The following is a 15061-nucleotide window of genomic DNA, read 5'->3' on the forward strand; positions in this document are numbered from 1 at the left end:
GCCGGCGCCCGTGGCGCCGGCGGGACGGGCGGGGCGACGGCCACCGCGCGCCCGCCGCCGCGGCGCTGCTCGATCATCGCGGTGGCGGCGGCCGGCAGCCAGGCCGAGGCCGTGCCGCTGTCGTCGCTGCCGGAGGCGAAGAGGTGCGGGGAGAGCTGGGCCTGGAGCTCGGCCGGGGTGGGCCGCAGCGAGGCGTCCATCTGCATGCACGACTCGATCAGCGGCCGCAGGTCGTCGGGCAGCCCGCTCACGTCGGGGCCCTCGCGCAGCAGCATGAAGACCGTCTCGACCGGGTTGGCCCCGTGGAACGGGGCGTGGCCGGTCGCGGCGAAGACGAGGGTCGAGCCGAGCGAGAAGATGTCGCTGGCTCCGGTGACGCTGCGCGAGTCCCGCGCCTGCTCGGGCGACATGTAGGCGGGTGTGCCGACCGCCACGTTCGTCATGGTGAGCCGGGTGTTGGAGACCCCGGACGCGATCCCGAAGTCGATCACCCGGGGACCGTCCTCGACGACGAGCACGTTGGACGGCTTCATGTCGCGGTGGACGAGCTTCGCCCCGTGGATGGACTGCAGGGCCTCCGCGATGCCGGCCGCCAGCCAGCGCACGGCCTGGGTCGGCATCGGCCCGCACTCATTCACTATCTCTTCGAGCGAGGGCGCGGGCACGTAGGCGGTCGCGAGCCAGGGCACCGCGGCCCGCGGGTCGGCGTCGACCACCGCGGCCGTGTAGAAACCGCTGACGGCGCGGGCGGCCTCCACCTCACGCGTGAAGCGGACCCGGAACAGCTGGTCCTCGGCCAGTTCCGTACGGACCGTCTTGATCGCCACCCGCCGGCCGGACGCCGACCGGGCGAGATAGACCAGCCCCATGCCGCCGGCCCCGAGCCGTCCCAGCACCTCGAACGGGCCGATCCGCCTCGGGTCGTGCTGCGTCAGCTGCTCCACCACTTGCCTGCCACCTCCCCGTACGGACCTCCGTGAGGAGAGGTCCGCGAAAAACCCGCCGTGTGCAGCGTCTCATCAGTGGGCACCACCCGGCGGTGCGCACCCCGATTGTTCCTGGCCGGGGCGCCGGTGGCGAACCCGGGGGCGGATACGGGTGTCCCGCCGCACTCCCTCCCGTATCAGGACACCGGCGGCTGAAGTACCCCGAACACGGCACCCTGGTCATCCTGGAGGACCGCCATCCGCCCGTAGGGGATGTCGAAGGGCGGCGCGGAGACCCGGCCGCCGAGCCGCTTGACGGTCTCGGCCGACGCGTCGCAGTCCGCCACGGCGAAGTAGCTGAGGAAGTAGCTGGGCATCTCGGCGGGGAAGGCGTCCGTGATGACGCTGCGCCCGCCGACCGCGGTGTCGGGGCCCGGTTCGGTGCCGGCCGGGGACCACATGCGGAAGTCGACACCGGATTCCGCGGTGCCGGGAGCGCCGGCGTCGTCGAGGGCGGCGGAGCGGAAGCCGAAGACCTCCTCGTAGAAGGCGTCGACCTCGTCCTTCCGCCGGGTGTAGACCTCGGTCCAGCAGAAGGATCCGGGCTCGTTCTGCTTCTGGAAGCCCTTGCGCTCACCGGCCTGCCAGAGGCCGAACACCGCGCCGCCGGGGTCGGCGGCCTGGGCGAGCACTCCGGCGCGGCCGGACCGTACGGGGTCGGTGATCACCTGGCCGCCGTGCTCGCGGATCCGGGCGACGGACGCGGCGATGTCGTCGGTGGCGAAGTAGACGCCCCAGGCGGTCGGCATCCGGCCGTCCTGCTTGGCGGCGAGGGCGGCGACGAGGGCCCCGTCGCTGAGGGCGTCGGCGTACGGACCGTCGCCCGCCCGGAAGGTCCAGCCGAAGAGCTCCCCGTAGAAGCGCTTGCCCGCTTCGAGGTCGGGGAGCTGCACATCCACCCAGCACGGCGCGGACTGCGCGAATGCGGCCATGGGCCCGGATCCTTCCGTCGTGGTGCGATTCATCCGTGGTGACGCTCGTCACACCCAACGTAACCGCGCACGCGCCCGCCCGCGCCCCCGCCCCTCCGATGCGAACACAGTTTCGATACACACGCCACCGCACACCCCTGTCACGGAAAGTTATCCACCGAAGTTGTCCACAGGCTGTTGATAACATTAATGAAGCTGTGGGGAACCGGCAGGCAACCCCCCGGGCACATCCCCCGAAAACCCGCCATTCCCCCCGCCATGACTGCCGCACTCCCCATTTGCAGTCGGCCGAATCGCGCTCCGATCACCCGTCGGTAAGCTGACGGCATGACAGGACAAGTACGCACCGTCGACGGCCGCGTGGCCGGCCGACGCGGACAGGCGACGCGGCAGAAGCTGCTCGACTGCCTCAGCGAGATGCTCAGCTCCTCGCCGTACCGGGACGTCAAAGTCATCGACGTCGCCCGGAAGGCGGGGACTTCACCCGCGACCTTCTACCAGTACTTCCCCGACGTCGAGGGCGCCGTCCTCGAAATCGCCGAAGAGATGGCCAAGGAGGGTGCCGGGCTGACCGAACTGGTCGCCGGACGCTCCTGGGTCGGCAAGGCGGGATGGCAGACAGCCGAAGAACTCGTCGAGGGATTCCTCGACTTCTGGCGGCGCAACGACGCCATCCTGCGCGTCGTCGACCTCGGCGCGGCCGAGGGCGACAAGCGGTTCTACAAGATCCGCATGAAGATCCTGAATTCCGTCACCAACTCCCTTACGGACTCGGTGAAGGAGCTCCAGGCCAAGGGCAAGGTCGACAAGGACGTCAGCCCCGCGGCGATGGCGGGCTCCCTGGTCGCGATGCTGGCCGCCGTGGCCTCGCACCAGAAGGGCTTCACCACCTGGGGCGTCAAGCAGGCCGAACTCAGGCCGAACCTCGCACTGTTGGTACACCTGGGCATCACCGGCAAGAAGCCGTCGAGGTAGCGCCCGCGCCACAGTCCCGTACTGGGTGACGCACGGTGATCCCGGGCGGCCCCAGGTCCTGTCTCACCGACGGCGGACCACGCCCGTGGTCCGCCGTCGGCGTACCCGGACGGTTCGGTTCACGATGCCCACCTCACGCGGAACCGCCGCGCGCGGTGCACGGCGTCCACGTCCCGCAGGGCCGCACGGCGCCCCCGTCACCCGGAGCCGCCGCGCTCCTCCCCTGGCCCCGCCGCTTCCCGCCGCTCCAGCCGGAACAGCCGGATCTCCCGGTCGATCCGCGCCTGGTACGCGGCATAGGGCGGCCAGAACGTCAGCGCCGTCTCCCACACCCGGGCCCGCTCCTCCCCTTCCAGCAGCCTCGCCCGTACGGGAATGCCGGCGCCCTTCCAGTTGATGACGGCCGCCTCGGGGTGCGCCAGCAGATTCGCCGTCCACGCCGGGTGGCCCGGGCGGCCGAAGTTGCTGCCGATGAGGATCCAGCTCCCCGCCCCGCCGTCACCCGGCTGCGGCATGCAGGCCAGCGGAGTGGTCCGGAGCCGCCCGCTGCGCGCCCCCGGCACCGTCAGCACCACCCCCGGCAGCATCCGCGCGCTGAGCAGCACCCGGCCACGGGTCAGCCGGTGCACCGCGCGGTCCAGGGCGGGCACGACGTGCGGGGCGATCCGCGCGAAGACGCGGGTCGCGGACACCTTCTGGACGAGCCGGACGCCGGGCGCGGCCCCGGACGCCGCCCCCGGCCCCGCTCCGGGCCCCATCAGACCGCCACCCGTCCGGCCGGGCCGTGCCCCGCCGGCCCGGCGGCCTCCTCCTGGCCGAACAGCCCGGCGCGCCGCGCCGCGTGGTCGCGCAGCAGGTGGACGGGGCCGAAGAGCTGTTCGCCGGCCGCGGCCCGGTGGAAGTAGGGCCGCACCTCGTCCTCCCCCGCGGAGCCGGAGCCGCCGTGCAGTTGCATCGCCTCCGCGGTGGTGATCCGCAGCGCCTCCAGCGCCTGGGCGAGCGCGAGACCGCCGGACTCCGGGTCGCGGGCGGCGTAGTACGCGGCGGAGCGGGCCGACCGCACGCGTACGTACAGGTCCGCCAGCCGGAGTCGCGCGGCCTGGAACGAACCGGCCGCGCGGCCGGACCGCTCGCACGCCCCGACGTGGCCGAGCGTCCGCTCCAGCGCGACCGCCGCCGCCCCGGCGGCCTCGGCGGCGAGCGCGACGGCCGCCGTGCGCCCGGTGGCCGCGAGCGCGGCCGTCACGTCCACGGTGTCGTCGGCGCCGAGGAGTTCGGCCTCGGTGTCGCGCAGCTGGATCCGGGCGAGCGGCCGGGTGGCGTCGGGCGACGCCTGCCGGGTACGGACGAGGCCGGCGGGCGGTTGAGGCCCGTCCGCCCCGACCAGGAAGAGGAGGGTGCGGCTGCGCGGGAAGCCGCCGGTGTGCGCGGCGACCAGGAGCAGTCCGGCGCTGTGCCCGTCGAGCACCTGGGCGGCCTCCCCGTACAGCCGCCAGCCGCCGCCCCCGCCTGCCGGCCGGGCCTGCACGCCGCCCGCCCGGCCGCCGCCCGCCCAGGCGCCCCCGGTGAGATCGCCGGTGAGGCCGAGCGCGGTGGAGAGCGAGCCGCCCGGCACGGCCAGCGCCGCGGTGAGTTCGCCCGCCGCGAGGGCCGGCAGCAGGGCCGCGCGCTGCTCCCCGGTCCCGAGGGCGAGGATCAGGGGTGCGGCGAGTACGGCGGTGGCGAGCAGCGGGGACGGCAGCAGGGCGCGGCCTGCCTCCTCCAGCGCGACGGCGAGCTCGGCCGGGCCGTGCTCCCCGCCTCCGTACTCCTTCGGGAGGGCGAGCCCCGGCAGCCCCGGGTGCTGGGAGAGCCGGCGCCACAGGGCGGCGTCGTATCCGTCCGGCGCGCTCGCGGCGTTCCCGTCGCCGGGCCCGCCACGTGGGTCGAGACCCTCACCTCGGCCGGTGACCTCGCGCCGGCCGGAGATGTCGCGTCCGGCCAGCAGTTCGCGCACAGTGCGGCGGATCTCGTCCTGTTCCGCGGTGAAGGCGGCATCCATCGTCGGACTCCTTCCCCTCGGAGGCCGGTGGCCTCCGATCTGACGGGTCGTCATGCTAGGGGCGCGGCGACGAGATTCCCAGAGCCGCGCGGGTGGCGGAAGCGCCGCACGGCCCCCGCCCTTCGAGGCATCCCGCGCCCGCCCATATCTGATGTACCGTCAGATCCATGCCCTCTTCCCCCCGCAAGGTCGCCGTCGTCGGCATATCCCTCGCCGACTGCGGACGCGTCGACACGGCCACGCCGTACGCGCTGCACGCCCAGGCCGCCCGACGGGCCCTCGCCGACTCGGGTCTGGACCGCTCGGTCGTCGACGGCTTCGCCTCGGCGGGGCTCGGCACGCTCGCCCCGGTCGAGGTCGCCGAGTACCTGGGGCTGAAGCCCACCTGGGTGGACTCCACCTCGGTCGGCGGATCGACCTGGGAGGTCATGGCGGCCCACGCGGCGGACGCCGTCGCGGCGGGCCGCGCCAACGCCGTCCTGCTGGTGTACGGATCGACGGCCCGGGCCGACATCAAGGCCGGCCGCCGCACGTCCAACCTCTCGTTCGGGGCCCGGGGACCGCTCCAGTTCGAGGTGCCGTACGGCCACTCGCTGATCTCCAAGTACGCGATGGCCGCCCGCCGTCACATGCACGAGTACGGCACCACCCTGGAGCAGCTCGCCGAGGTGGCGGTGCAGGCCCGGACGAACGCGGCGGCCAATCCCGACGCCATGTTCCGCACGCCGGTCACGGTCGACGAGGTGCTTTCCGGCCCGATGATCGCCGACCCGTTCACGAAGCTGCACTGCTGCATCCGCAGCGACGGCGGCTGCGCGGTGCTGCTGGCGGCCGAGGAGTACGTACCGGACACGGCGAAGGCCCCCGTCTGGATCCTCGGCACCGGCGAGCACGTCTCGCACTCCACGATGTCGGAGTGGGACGACTTCACGGTCTCCCCCGCGGCCGTGTCCGGCCGCCTCGCGTTCGAACGGGCGGGGGTGCGGCCCGCGGACATCGACCTGGCGGAGATCTACGACGCGTTCACCTATATGACGCTGGTGACGCTGGAGGACCTGGGTTTCTGCGCGAAGGGCGAGGGCGGCGCGTTCGTCGAGAACGGCCGCACGGGCCTCACGGGCCTGCTCCCGGTCAACACGGACGGTGGCGGCCTGTCCGCCTGCCACCCCGGGATGCGCGGGCTGTTCCTGCTGGTGGAGGCGGTGCGACAGCTGCGCGGCGAGGCGGGCGACCGGCAGGTGCGCAGGGCGGGGGGCCGGCTGCCGGAGCTGGCGGTGGCGTCGGGGACGGGCGGCTGGTTCTGCTCGTCGGGCACGGTGGTGCTGGGGCGGGGGTGAGGTATCGCAGCGCGCTCACACGGCGACGACGGTGAGCAGGCCTTCAAGCCCCTTGAAGTCGTCGGCATTGCGGGTGAAAAGGGGCAGTTGCCTTACCGACGCGATGGCGGCGATCATCAGATCCATGCGCCGGGGCCGGGGGTTACGGCCCGCAGCCACGACGAGGGCCACCATGCTCCCGTAACGAGCAGCCGCGTCCCCGTCGAAGGGCAGCGGTTCGAAGTCGGCTACGGCGGCTCCCAACTTCTCCATGCGCGCCGCCCGCCCAGCGGGGTCACCGGCCATGGCCACACCGTGCTGGAGTTCAGCCATCGTCACAGCGGTGAGCGCCGGAAAAGCGGGTAGATCCTCGGCGCGCAGCAAGTCGAGGTCGATGTACGTACAGGTGTCCAGGACGCCCGCCCGGTAGCGCTCAGCCACGCGTACGCTCCCACGGGTCGTCGTCCCCGGCCCGGTCCTCGCCGCCGAAGAACTCGTCCGCTTCACGCCGCATCAGCGCGCCGTCCACATGCGGAAGTCGCCGGTGGCGAGACACCAGCTCCTCCGCGCTCAGGCTCCTTCTGCGAGTGAGGGGCCGGAGTTCCGCCACCTCTATCCCGTTGCGAGTGATGTGGAAGACCTCGCCCGCCTCCACGGCATTCATGACATCGGCGGACTGATTCCGAAATTCCCGCTGGGTAATGGTCCTCATGACACCAACGTAGCCCCGCGTGTCTCAGCGCGCCACAGGATGCAGCCCTCAAGGTCGAGAACGATGGGGGCCCGCCGCGCCCACTTCGCTCTCCTCCCGCCGGGGTCTCCGCATCGGGTGCAATGGGGGGATGAGTGATACTCCGACCCCCGCCGCATCGCAGGCCGCCTTCCTCGACCTCCTCCACACCCAGCGCGTCTGGGACGTCGACCTGCCCGCCTTCGACGCGGCCGGGGCGCCCCCCGCACCCCTCCCCCTCTTCCACGCCTGGTTCACCGAGGCGGTCACCGCCGGTCAGGCCGAGCCGCACACGATGACGCTGGCGACCGTGGACGCGCAGGGGCTGCCGGACGTGCGCACGCTGATGCTGCACGACGCGGACGAGCGCGGCTGGCACTTCGCCACGCACGCCACCAGCGCGAAGGGCCGCCAGCTCGCCGCCCGTCCGTACGCCGCGCTCGGCTTCTACTGGCCCGCGCAAGGACGGCAGGTACGCGTCCGGGGCCCGGTGACCGCCTGTTCCCGGGCCGAGAGCAGCGCCGATCTGCACGCCCGCTCGACCGGGGCCCTGGCCTCGGCCCTGGTCGGACGGCAGAGCGAGGTCCTGGGCTCGACGGATGCACTCGACCGGGCCTCGGACGCCGCGTGGCGGCGGGCACGCGAGGAGCCGGACTCGGAGGTCGCGAGCTGGACCCGGTACGTCGTCGAGCCGCGCGAGGTCGAGTTCTTCCAGGGCGATGCCCGGCGCCGGCACGTGCGGCTGCGCTACCGCCGGGAGGGCGGGGACGGAGCCTGGGAGCGGGAGCTGCTCTGGCCCTGACCTGCCGTGCGCGTCCGAAGGCCTCACTCGGGCCGACGGCCGATTTATCCGCTTCCTTCGGCTCTACCCGCTTCGGACGGCCGAGGAGCACTATGGGAGGCAGGTGAGCGCTGGAGGCTGGAGGTCACCCATGGCCCGATCCCGTAGCCGGTACGCGGCCGACCGCGGCCTGACCACCCGCATGGTCACCACCATGTTCCTGATCGGCCTGCTGTACGTGGTCCTGGCCGGCGTCCTGCTCGCCGTGCTGCGCGGCGCCTGGCCGGTCATCCTGATCATCACCGGGGGCCTGTTCGTCGCCCAGTTCTGGTTCAGCGACCGCATCGCGGCCTTCAGCATGGGCGCCCGCGAGGTCACCGCCGAGCAGGCGCCGGAACTGCACGGCGCGATCGACCGGATCTGCGCGCTCGCCGACATGCCCAAGCCGCGGGTCGCCCTCGCCGAGAGCGACGTACCGAACGCCTTCGCGACCGGCCGCAACGAGCGGACCGCCCTGGTCTGCGCCACGACGGGGCTGCTCCGGAGACTGGAGCCGGAGGAGCTGGAGGGCGTCCTGGCCCACGAGATGTCGCACGTCGCTCACCGCGACGTGGCGGTGATGACGATCGCCTCGTTCCTCGGCGTGCTCGCGGGCATCATCACCCGCGTCGCGCTCTGGGGCGGCTTTTCCCGCAACAGCCGCAGCAACGACCCCCTGGGCATCGCGATCATGCTGATCCCCCTGATCAGCGCCGTCGTCTACGCCCTGAGCTTCCTCCTGACCCGTCTGCTGTCGCGCTACCGCGAGCTGTCCGCCGACCGCACGGCCGCCCTGCTCACCGGCCGCCCCTCGGCCCTCGCCTCCGCGCTCACCAAGGTCAGCGGGCAGATGGCCCGGATACCGACGGAGGACCTGCGGAAGGCGGAGCCGTACAACGCCTTCTACTTCGTCCCGGCCTTCTCCTCCAAGGAGAGCCTGAGCCGGCTGCTCTCCTCGCACCCCACACTGGAGCAGCGGCTGGACCAGCTCGCCCGCATCTCCGCCGGCCTGTCCCGCCCGTAAGGAGCCCCCGTGGGCCTGCTCGACACGATCCTGGGCCGCAGCAAGCCGGTGCGCCCCGACCTCGATCAGCTCTTCGCCGTCCCGTCCGCCGCCCTCACCCTCCAGGCGGCGACCGGCTTCACGCCGACCGGGCGGGGCTCGGTGTGCTTCGCGGGCGTCGAGGGCGGCGCCTTCGCCCGTATCCAGCAGGACGTACGGGAGCTGCTGGACGCGGACACCGGGCGCGGCGGCGTCCCGGTGGAGTTCAGCCGGGACGCGTACGGCTACACCTGGCTGCTCGCCACGCAGCCGCCCGGGGACACCGCCGCCCTGGTCAACGACCTGCACGCGGTCAACACGCTGCTCCAGGACGGCGGCTTCGGCCCGCAGCTGCTCTGCTCACTGATCGCCTTCCGGGACGGGGACGGCCGGCCGCTGGCGCTGGTGTACCTCTACAAGCGCGGCACCTTCTACCCCTTCGCCCCGGAGCGGGGAGGCGGCGAGAAGCGGGACAACCCACGGGAGCTGCAGGTGCGTGCCGCCCTGGGAGCCGACCTGCGGGTGGAGAAGGACCTGGGGCGGTGGTTCCCGGTGTGGGGGGCGCCGGGGTGGTGAGGCGCAGCTGCCGTACGTCACTTCTCCGGCCGCGGGCGGAACAGCGCGTCGTCGTAGTCCGGAAAGATGAGCGGCATGTTCCGCCGGAAGTCGGCTACTTCCGCGCTGTCCTCGTATCCGGCGCACAGCGTCTTCGGCCAGTACCAGTATCCGCGTGAGGCGGCCAGGAGATCGACGTACTCGGCGAAGGTGCGGCCCGTGGAGGCCAGTTCCTCGCCGAAGTAGTGATAGCTGAGCTGGTCCTTGAAGGCGCCGTCGTCATCCCGCTCGAAAGCGACGCACGCTTCCGGGGTGAAGAAGTCGAAGGGCACCACGGGGCGGAATTCCTGCTCCCCGCCGGGGAACCAGGTCACCCCGCTCCAGTCGCCGAGCACTTTGTCGAGGGGCAGGATATCGATCAGGCCGTGATCCGACCTGTCCCCTTTTCCGACCTCGGGAACGATGCACCGCCATTCGAGCCTGAACGCCCCCACCTCGCCGTAGAACTCGGCCACTCCGGCGGGAAGCCGGGTGCCCGACTCCTCGATGACGCGCGAGATCCGGTCGGCCGGGAGTGGCTCGGCCAGTGTGTGGTCCAGTAGCTCGACGCGGGGGTTCTCGCGGAGTTCAGCGACCAGTGAGTCGAGTCGGTGCCTTGCCTTGCTCATGTACGTGTCTCCCGTCGCGCCGCCCGTTGCCTACGCCGGCCGAAATTCGCTACATGTTGTTGTTCTCGATCTCCCACGCGTCCCCGCCCACTTCCTTGTTCTTGGCGTCGTACAGGGTGTACTCCGCCCTGATCATTCCAGGAAGGCCGAATCGGTAGATGCTGTCGAAGGCTATGGCTTCCGGAGACCCCGGCGTCATTTTCATGTCGGCCGATGTGGGGTGGGAGCTGAAGTCCGCCGTCACGTGATAGCGGGCAGTGTATCCCTTCTGAAGAATGGCAACCTTGAGACCTTTCTCGACCTTCGCGTGATGCTGGCTGTTGGCCTGCCTGACCAGCGGCGTCAAATTCTCCAGATTCTTGCCCGAACCACCCAGGTTGTGGTTCAGGAGGTGCCCTTGCACCATGTAGTTCTTGAACCAGTCGCCGATCGGCGTGCCACTGGGCGGCCACCACGCGGGCTGCACCGTGGGGGCCTGCCCCGTCCCGAGCTGGCCGGCGAAGAGCTCCCCCTTCATCTCCACTCCCACATCGCCCGCGATGCCGTTGACCGTCACGGTGCGGGCTCCCTGCGGGTAGTCGACCCGCTGGTTGTAGCCCGCGAGCGGAGCACGCTGCACGACAGCCGGCTGCGCACGCTGGAGCGCGGTGCCCGAGGACACGGAGCGCTGGGCGGTGAGGTCCTCACGCCGGCCCGGCGCGGGAGCCCGCATGACCCGTGTGGCGTTGGCCTCCGCTTCCCGTTCGAACCGGTCGGAGGGGTCGGAGACGCGCAGTCCGGAACCGTTGTCGGTGCCGGCGACGGGCCCTTGCCGTTGCTGGATGACGTGGGTGAGCTCATGGGCCAGCGTGTGCCGGTCGGCTCCGCCGTCGCCGATGACGACATGGTGGCCGGAGGTGTAGGCGCGGGCGCCGACCTCGGCCGCCGAGGCCCTGGCGGCCGCGTCGTTGTGGATGCGGACATCGGAGAAGTCCGCCCCGAGCCGGGACTCCATGTCGGAGCGGACCGCCCCGTCCAGCGGCCGGCCGGCGGTGCGCAGGACGTCCCCGACGGCCGAGCGCTGCACCGACGCCCGGTCGTCCGCCTGCTCGTGGCCGCAGCCCGCACCGTGCCTGTGCCGGTCCTGGGCGGACGGGTGGCCCGCGGCCCGCAGCATCTGGACGACGGCCGCGTTCCCGATACTGCCCTGCAGGGCGAGGCGCCCGGTGAACGGCGCACCGGGCGCGGGCGCAGGCTTGCGGGCCTGGGCGGGACCGTGGGCCGCACCGGTCTTCTCAGCACCGTCCTGGCTGCGCATGGAGACCTCTTCCTGCTAGGAGACTGACTCTCCCTGCATACCGCGGGCCGCGGCTCCGGTTCCAGGCCCCCCGGGGCACAGTTGATTGGCCCCTGCGGGCGTCAACTCCACGGAGGGACGGGCGAATCGCACGGCGCTAGACGTCCGCGATGACGTCGGCCAGGTGATGGCCCGCCCCGTACCGGACGATGCCGCGCAGCAGGTCGAGCGGGTCGCAGGGGCGCGCCCCGCGCTTGTGGGGCTGGTGGGTGAAGGGGATGCCGGACCAGGGGTTGTCCTTGTGGTGGTGGCTGCCTCGCGGAGCGTCCGGGTCGATCGCCCAGTGCACCCACGTGCTGTCGTGGTGCAGACAGATGACCTGTCCGAGATACCAGACGGCGCCTTGCAGGAACGGCCCCTCGCGGTCGGCGTCGAAGTCGGCGAGGGTGCGGTAACCGTCGCGTACCTGCCGCTCCAGGGCGTCCAGCGTCGACGGGGCGAAGTCGTCCCACCCCTCGGCGTCCTGCGCCGCCGCCAGAGCCCGGACCCAGGACGGGTGGGCGTCCCGCCGCCGGGCCAGCCACGACTGGAGCCACGCGTCCGCCGGCTGCGGGCCGATCGGGTCCAGGGGCGAGCGTTCCTTGTGCGGTTCCCAGCCCGGGACGATCCGGCGCCGCGCGGACACGGCCTCGGCCAGCTCTTCCCGCTCTCGGGTGAACGCCTGCCCGGACTCCTCGGCGAGGGCGACGTCGATGAGGACGCCGATGAACACCGGGGGGAGGCCGAGGGCGGGGTCGGGGCGGACGAACGCTTCACCGTCCTCACCTCCCGCGTCGGGGTCGATGTCCCACCGGCCGCCGCAGACGTCCATGAGGACTTCGCCGATGTAGGGGATCGCGGCCCGGCGCAGGCCGTCGTCGGACTCCTCGTCGAGCAGCTCCCGTTCGAGGGCGGCCAGGGAGGCGGGCGTGTAGTCGAGCGCGAAGCCGACGGGCAGGTGGACCTGTTCGAGCCGTGCGGTCAGCACCTGCATGTCGTCCAGCCACCGGTCGAGGAGCTCCTCACGGGTGGGGCGGTGCGGGTCGGTGGTCATGACCGGGAAGCGTAGGCGGCCACCCCGCCCCGGTGCCAAGTGCCCCGGGAGGAGGTGTGTTTGTTGTGCGCCACGCCTGTGTATCCCCTGTGAGTCCCGGGATGCCGAAGGCTAGGGTGCCAGGAAAGGCGGTGGCATCGACGGGGGCCATGCACCGCCGGACCTCCCTTGCCCGCCCTGCGCTCAAGGGCTGACCGCTGCCCCCACGAGGGACATACACACATGCATTCTGCGATACGCGCACGCGGCTGGTTAAGGCTTCGTGTGGCGGCCGTCGCCTTCGGCGCGACCGTGCTGGTCGCCGGGCCGCTGCCCGGCCTGCACCACGATGCCGATGCGGCGCCGCCGAAGCCGATGCTGGGCCGTTGCATGGACAAGTACGGCACGAGCCCGACACCGCCGCCGGCCTACAAGCTGCCCGGCTCCAAGCCCGCCGGCCCGAACCAGTGGAAGACCCCGGACGCCGAGGACCGCTTCTACGCCTACGACCACCTCGCCAAGGGCTTCGAGGCGCTCACCGACCCCGGGCTGATCGATCTGCCCGACGGGGACAACCCGAAGAACTACAAGTGGGGAACGCCGGAGAACGCGGTCACGACCTGGAAGCAGACCCAGGCCGGCTCCAAGCCCTACAAGGGCACGTTCAACGAGTGGCTGAACAACATCTACTCGCGCAACGAAGGCAACAACAAGCGGGGCAGCAGCTTCGAGTCCGAGGTCGTGAAGTACTTCGGCCTCGGCGGGGTGGACTGGATCTGCCAGAAGAACCTCCGCGACCTCAACCCCGGTCTGCACAAGGAGCTCGAACGGGCCCTCGGCAAGGACGTGATGAAGGACGGCCGGGTCTTCGACGCGGTCAACCAGCGCACCCGGACCGTCTACGAGGTCAAGTCCGGCATCGGTTACGACGCCCGGCAGCTGAAGATCGACGCCGAGCTCGTCCGCCGGGGCTGGAAGGTCGTCTACATCAACGGGCTGGAGCCCGACGAGAAGACGGTCGGCAAGTACAAGGCCGCCGGCGTCAAGTACTACCGGCACGCCGCCACGCCGAACCCGCGCTTCACCCCGGGCACGTACACCCCGAAGGACACCCGGCTGATGACGCCGGACCCGAACCGCCCCTCCTTCGGCTCCGGCGCCGACATGGCCCGCAGGTCCGCGCCGACCCCCGAGGACGTCCGCCGTCAGATCGAGCAGGCCCGCGGCCGGATCACGCAGCCCGGCAACGGCCTGCGCAACCCGGGCGGCGTCGACTTCACCACCCTCGACATCTCCTACGTCGGGCAGACGAAGACGGGGAACCTCTCCTACGCCTTCAGCGCGAAGAACACCGACGAGGAGACGGCACCCGGCTACGGCGGCCAGGACAAGGCCCAGCTCATCTCGGACGCCTTCTTCACCTGGCTCGCCCTCACCCCTGACCACTTCTGGGTCAACCTCAATCCTGACGACCCGAACACGGTCATGGAACCGCCGTTCGACAAGACCGACGCGGGTCGCGTCCTCCTCGAGGCCGACATGGAGATGAAGCACGACTTCGGTCGCGCCGAGGACCCGAAGACCGACGCCGGAAAGCGGTTCTGGGACGAGATCACGAAGATCGACGGAGCGCCCTGCATGGGCTCCACCCGCAACTGGATCGTCCCGAAGAAGGCCCAGGTCCGCATCGAGAACGACGGCGCCTACATCCTCAGCGCCCCGCTCGACGTCAAGACGGTCGCCCAGGACTACAGCACGCCCGGCCCCGGCGGCGGCATGCCCTGCAAGCTGACCAAGGAGCAGACCGCGCACAACATGGACGTCTACCGGCAGACGGTCCTGCCGGTGGTCCAGAAGCAGATCAACGAGGCGCCCAAGTACGCCGATCTGCGCCGCGTCTACAAGGCCCGCATCGCCGCCGAGTACGTCCGCCAGACCGTCGCCCAGGACAAGAAGGCCTTCGGCGGCTCCTTCGCGAAGATCATCGACAGCAACCAGGTCAAGCGCTGGCCCCTGCGCGGCAAGAACGCCGACTGGGACAAGATGACGGTCTGGAAGGAGATGAAGCGCTCGTACAGCGAGGGCGACTTCAAGTACGAGATCCCCGTCGGCGGTGAGGTCTGGGTCTACACCGTGGGCGGCGTCGACCTGACCAAGCAGCCCCAGGAGAAGGTCAGCAAGGCCCGGTTCCGGGCCGAGAAGCCCAACCTGCCCTCGGTGGTGCAGGGTTCGCGCAACGAGGCCCTCGACTACCAGGCGACCGGCACCACGGTGATGGGCGGCGACAACAGCGGCCGGACCGGTGGCGGCGGCCCCGCCCCCACCCCGACCCCGACCCCGTCGCCCACTCCGACCGGCAAGCCCACGGAACAGCCGACGGCCACCCCGACACCCACCCGCACCCCGGCCCCGAGCCCGTCCGGCAACGGCGGCCACAGCACACCGCCCGCCGCGGGCGGTGACCCGGACGGCCACATGGCCGACACCGGCACCCAGGTCCTGACCGTCGCCGCCATCGCCGCCGCACTTCTCGCGGCCGGCGGGACGCTGGTCTGGATCAGGCGCAGGCGCGGTATCGGCGGCTAGCCGGGACGCGGTCGCTCGTACGCGACGGCCCCCACACCCCGATGCGGTACGGGTGTGGGGGC

General features: G+C 71.7%; 15 protein-coding genes. 6 read left to right on the plus strand and 9 right to left on the minus strand.

The annotated features are described in order from the left end of the window. Nucleotides 1-947 (minus strand): serine/threonine-protein kinase (locus tag E6R60_RS24720; RefSeq protein ID WP_206309506.1); only part of this gene is annotated, 947 nt, incomplete at its 3' end. Nucleotides 948-1123: 176 nt separating this feature from the next. Next, nucleotides 1124-1918: a VOC family protein gene (locus E6R60_RS24725; RefSeq protein WP_136328842.1), complete on the minus strand. Its 795-nt coding sequence runs from the start codon at nucleotides 1916-1918 to the stop codon at nucleotides 1124-1126. A gap of 327 nt (nucleotides 1919-2245) precedes the next feature. Between E6R60_RS24725 and E6R60_RS24730 the strand changes: the two genes are divergently transcribed. Beyond that, nucleotides 2246-2893: a TetR family transcriptional regulator gene (locus E6R60_RS24730; RefSeq protein ID WP_136328843.1), complete on the plus strand. Its 648-nt coding sequence runs from the start codon at nucleotides 2246-2248 to the stop codon at nucleotides 2891-2893. 197 nt (nucleotides 2894-3090) lie between these two features. Here the strand turns inward: E6R60_RS24730 and E6R60_RS24735 are convergent, their stop codons facing one another. Together E6R60_RS24735 and E6R60_RS24740 are read right to left on the minus strand one after the other, a co-directional pair. After that, nucleotides 3091-3651, minus strand: coding sequence for a nitroreductase family deazaflavin-dependent oxidoreductase (locus E6R60_RS24735; protein WP_136328844.1), 561 nt, complete (start codon nucleotides 3649-3651; stop codon nucleotides 3091-3093). Further along, nucleotides 3651-4934: an acyl-CoA dehydrogenase family protein gene (locus tag E6R60_RS24740; protein ID WP_136328845.1), complete on the minus strand. Its 1284-nt coding sequence runs from the start codon at nucleotides 4932-4934 to the stop codon at nucleotides 3651-3653. The genes E6R60_RS24735 and E6R60_RS24740 overlap by 1 nt, the downstream gene beginning before the upstream one ends. Before the next feature lie 167 nt (nucleotides 4935-5101). Here E6R60_RS24740 and E6R60_RS24745 point away from each other — a divergent pair, with 167 nt between their 5' ends. Further along, on the plus strand, nucleotides 5102-6271 hold the full coding sequence (locus E6R60_RS24745) for an acetyl-CoA acetyltransferase (protein ID WP_136328846.1): 1170 nt from the start codon (nucleotides 5102-5104) through the stop codon (nucleotides 6269-6271). 15 nt (nucleotides 6272-6286) lie between these two features. Here E6R60_RS24745 and E6R60_RS24750 read toward each other — a convergent pair whose 3' ends face one another. Together E6R60_RS24750 and E6R60_RS24755 are read right to left on the minus strand one after the other, a co-directional pair. Further along, nucleotides 6287-6691: a type II toxin-antitoxin system VapC family toxin gene (locus E6R60_RS24750; RefSeq protein ID WP_136328847.1), complete on the minus strand. Its 405-nt coding sequence runs from the start codon at nucleotides 6689-6691 to the stop codon at nucleotides 6287-6289. Next, nucleotides 6684-6962, minus strand: coding sequence for a type II toxin-antitoxin system prevent-host-death family antitoxin (locus tag E6R60_RS24755; protein WP_136328848.1), 279 nt, complete (start codon nucleotides 6960-6962; stop codon nucleotides 6684-6686). The genes E6R60_RS24750 and E6R60_RS24755 overlap by 8 nt, the downstream gene beginning before the upstream one ends. A gap of 130 nt (nucleotides 6963-7092) precedes the next feature. Here E6R60_RS24755 and E6R60_RS24760 point away from each other — a divergent pair, with 130 nt between their 5' ends. The 3 genes from E6R60_RS24760 (at nucleotide 7093) to E6R60_RS24770 (ending at nucleotide 9418) form a co-directional block, all read left to right on the plus strand. Further along, entirely contained in the window at nucleotides 7093-7782 is a 690-nt protein-coding gene (locus E6R60_RS24760) for a pyridoxal 5'-phosphate synthase (protein WP_136328849.1), read from the plus strand. Between the two features lie 130 nt (nucleotides 7783-7912). After that, complete coding sequence (htpX, locus tag E6R60_RS24765) at nucleotides 7913-8824, plus strand: zinc metalloprotease HtpX (RefSeq protein ID WP_136328850.1); 912 nt, start codon at nucleotides 7913-7915, stop codon at nucleotides 8822-8824. 9 nt (nucleotides 8825-8833) lie between these two features. Next, nucleotides 8834-9418, plus strand: coding sequence for a hypothetical protein (locus E6R60_RS24770; RefSeq protein ID WP_136328851.1), 585 nt, complete (start codon nucleotides 8834-8836; stop codon nucleotides 9416-9418). Between the two features lie 17 nt (nucleotides 9419-9435). Here E6R60_RS24770 and E6R60_RS24775 read toward each other — a convergent pair whose 3' ends face one another. From E6R60_RS24775 to E6R60_RS24785, 3 genes are all read right to left on the minus strand, one after another. Beyond that, on the minus strand, nucleotides 9436-10065 hold the full coding sequence (locus E6R60_RS24775) for a hypothetical protein (RefSeq protein ID WP_136328852.1): 630 nt from the start codon (nucleotides 10063-10065) through the stop codon (nucleotides 9436-9438). Between the two features lie 49 nt (nucleotides 10066-10114). Next, on the minus strand, nucleotides 10115-11362 hold the full coding sequence (locus tag E6R60_RS24780; RefSeq protein ID WP_136328853.1) for a DUF4157 domain-containing protein: 1248 nt from the start codon (nucleotides 11360-11362) through the stop codon (nucleotides 10115-10117). 136 nt (nucleotides 11363-11498) lie between these two features. Then, the gene (locus E6R60_RS24785) at nucleotides 11499-12434 is read right to left on the minus strand and encodes a hypothetical protein (RefSeq protein WP_136328854.1); all 936 of its coding nucleotides are present in this window, start codon (nucleotides 12432-12434) and stop codon (nucleotides 11499-11501) included. 264 nt (nucleotides 12435-12698) lie between these two features. Between E6R60_RS24785 and E6R60_RS37040 the strand changes: the two genes are divergently transcribed. Beyond that, nucleotides 12699-14999, plus strand: coding sequence for a hypothetical protein (locus E6R60_RS37040; protein ID WP_136328855.1), 2301 nt, complete (start codon nucleotides 12699-12701; stop codon nucleotides 14997-14999). The last annotated feature ends 62 nt before the right edge of the window (nucleotides 15000-15061 follow it).

It is taken from the genome of Streptomyces sp. A0642 (genome assembly GCF_004795105.1).
GTDB lineage: Bacteria > Actinomycetota > Actinomycetes > Streptomycetales > Streptomycetaceae > Streptomyces.

Bases quoted from the DNA above. Each gene is read 5' to 3' on its own strand.
- E6R60_RS24725 (WP_136328842.1), bottom strand. From the start codon at position 1,918: ATGGCCGCATTCGCGCAGTCCGCGCCGTGCTGGGTGGATGTGCAGCTC.
- E6R60_RS24730 (WP_136328843.1), top strand. From the start codon at position 2,246: ATGACAGGACAAGTACGCACCGTCGACGGCCGCGTGGCCGGCCGACGC.
- E6R60_RS24735 (WP_136328844.1), bottom strand. From the start codon at position 3,651: ATGGGGCCCGGAGCGGGGCCGGGGGCGGCGTCCGGGGCCGCGCCCGGC.
- E6R60_RS24740 (WP_136328845.1), bottom strand. From the start codon at position 4,934: ATGGATGCCGCCTTCACCGCGGAACAGGACGAGATCCGCCGCACTGTG.
- E6R60_RS24745 (WP_136328846.1), top strand. From the start codon at position 5,102: ATGCCCTCTTCCCCCCGCAAGGTCGCCGTCGTCGGCATATCCCTCGCC.
- E6R60_RS24755 (WP_136328848.1), bottom strand. From the start codon at position 6,962: ATGAGGACCATTACCCAGCGGGAATTTCGGAATCAGTCCGCCGATGTC.
- E6R60_RS24760 (WP_136328849.1), top strand. From the start codon at position 7,093: ATGAGTGATACTCCGACCCCCGCCGCATCGCAGGCCGCCTTCCTCGAC.
- htpX (WP_136328850.1), top strand. From the start codon at position 7,913: ATGGCCCGATCCCGTAGCCGGTACGCGGCCGACCGCGGCCTGACCACC.
- E6R60_RS24775 (WP_136328852.1), bottom strand. From the start codon at position 10,065: ATGAGCAAGGCAAGGCACCGACTCGACTCACTGGTCGCTGAACTCCGC.
- E6R60_RS24780 (WP_136328853.1), bottom strand. From the start codon at position 11,362: ATGCGCAGCCAGGACGGTGCTGAGAAGACCGGTGCGGCCCACGGTCCC.
- E6R60_RS24785 (WP_136328854.1), bottom strand. From the start codon at position 12,434: ATGACCACCGACCCGCACCGCCCCACCCGTGAGGAGCTCCTCGACCGG.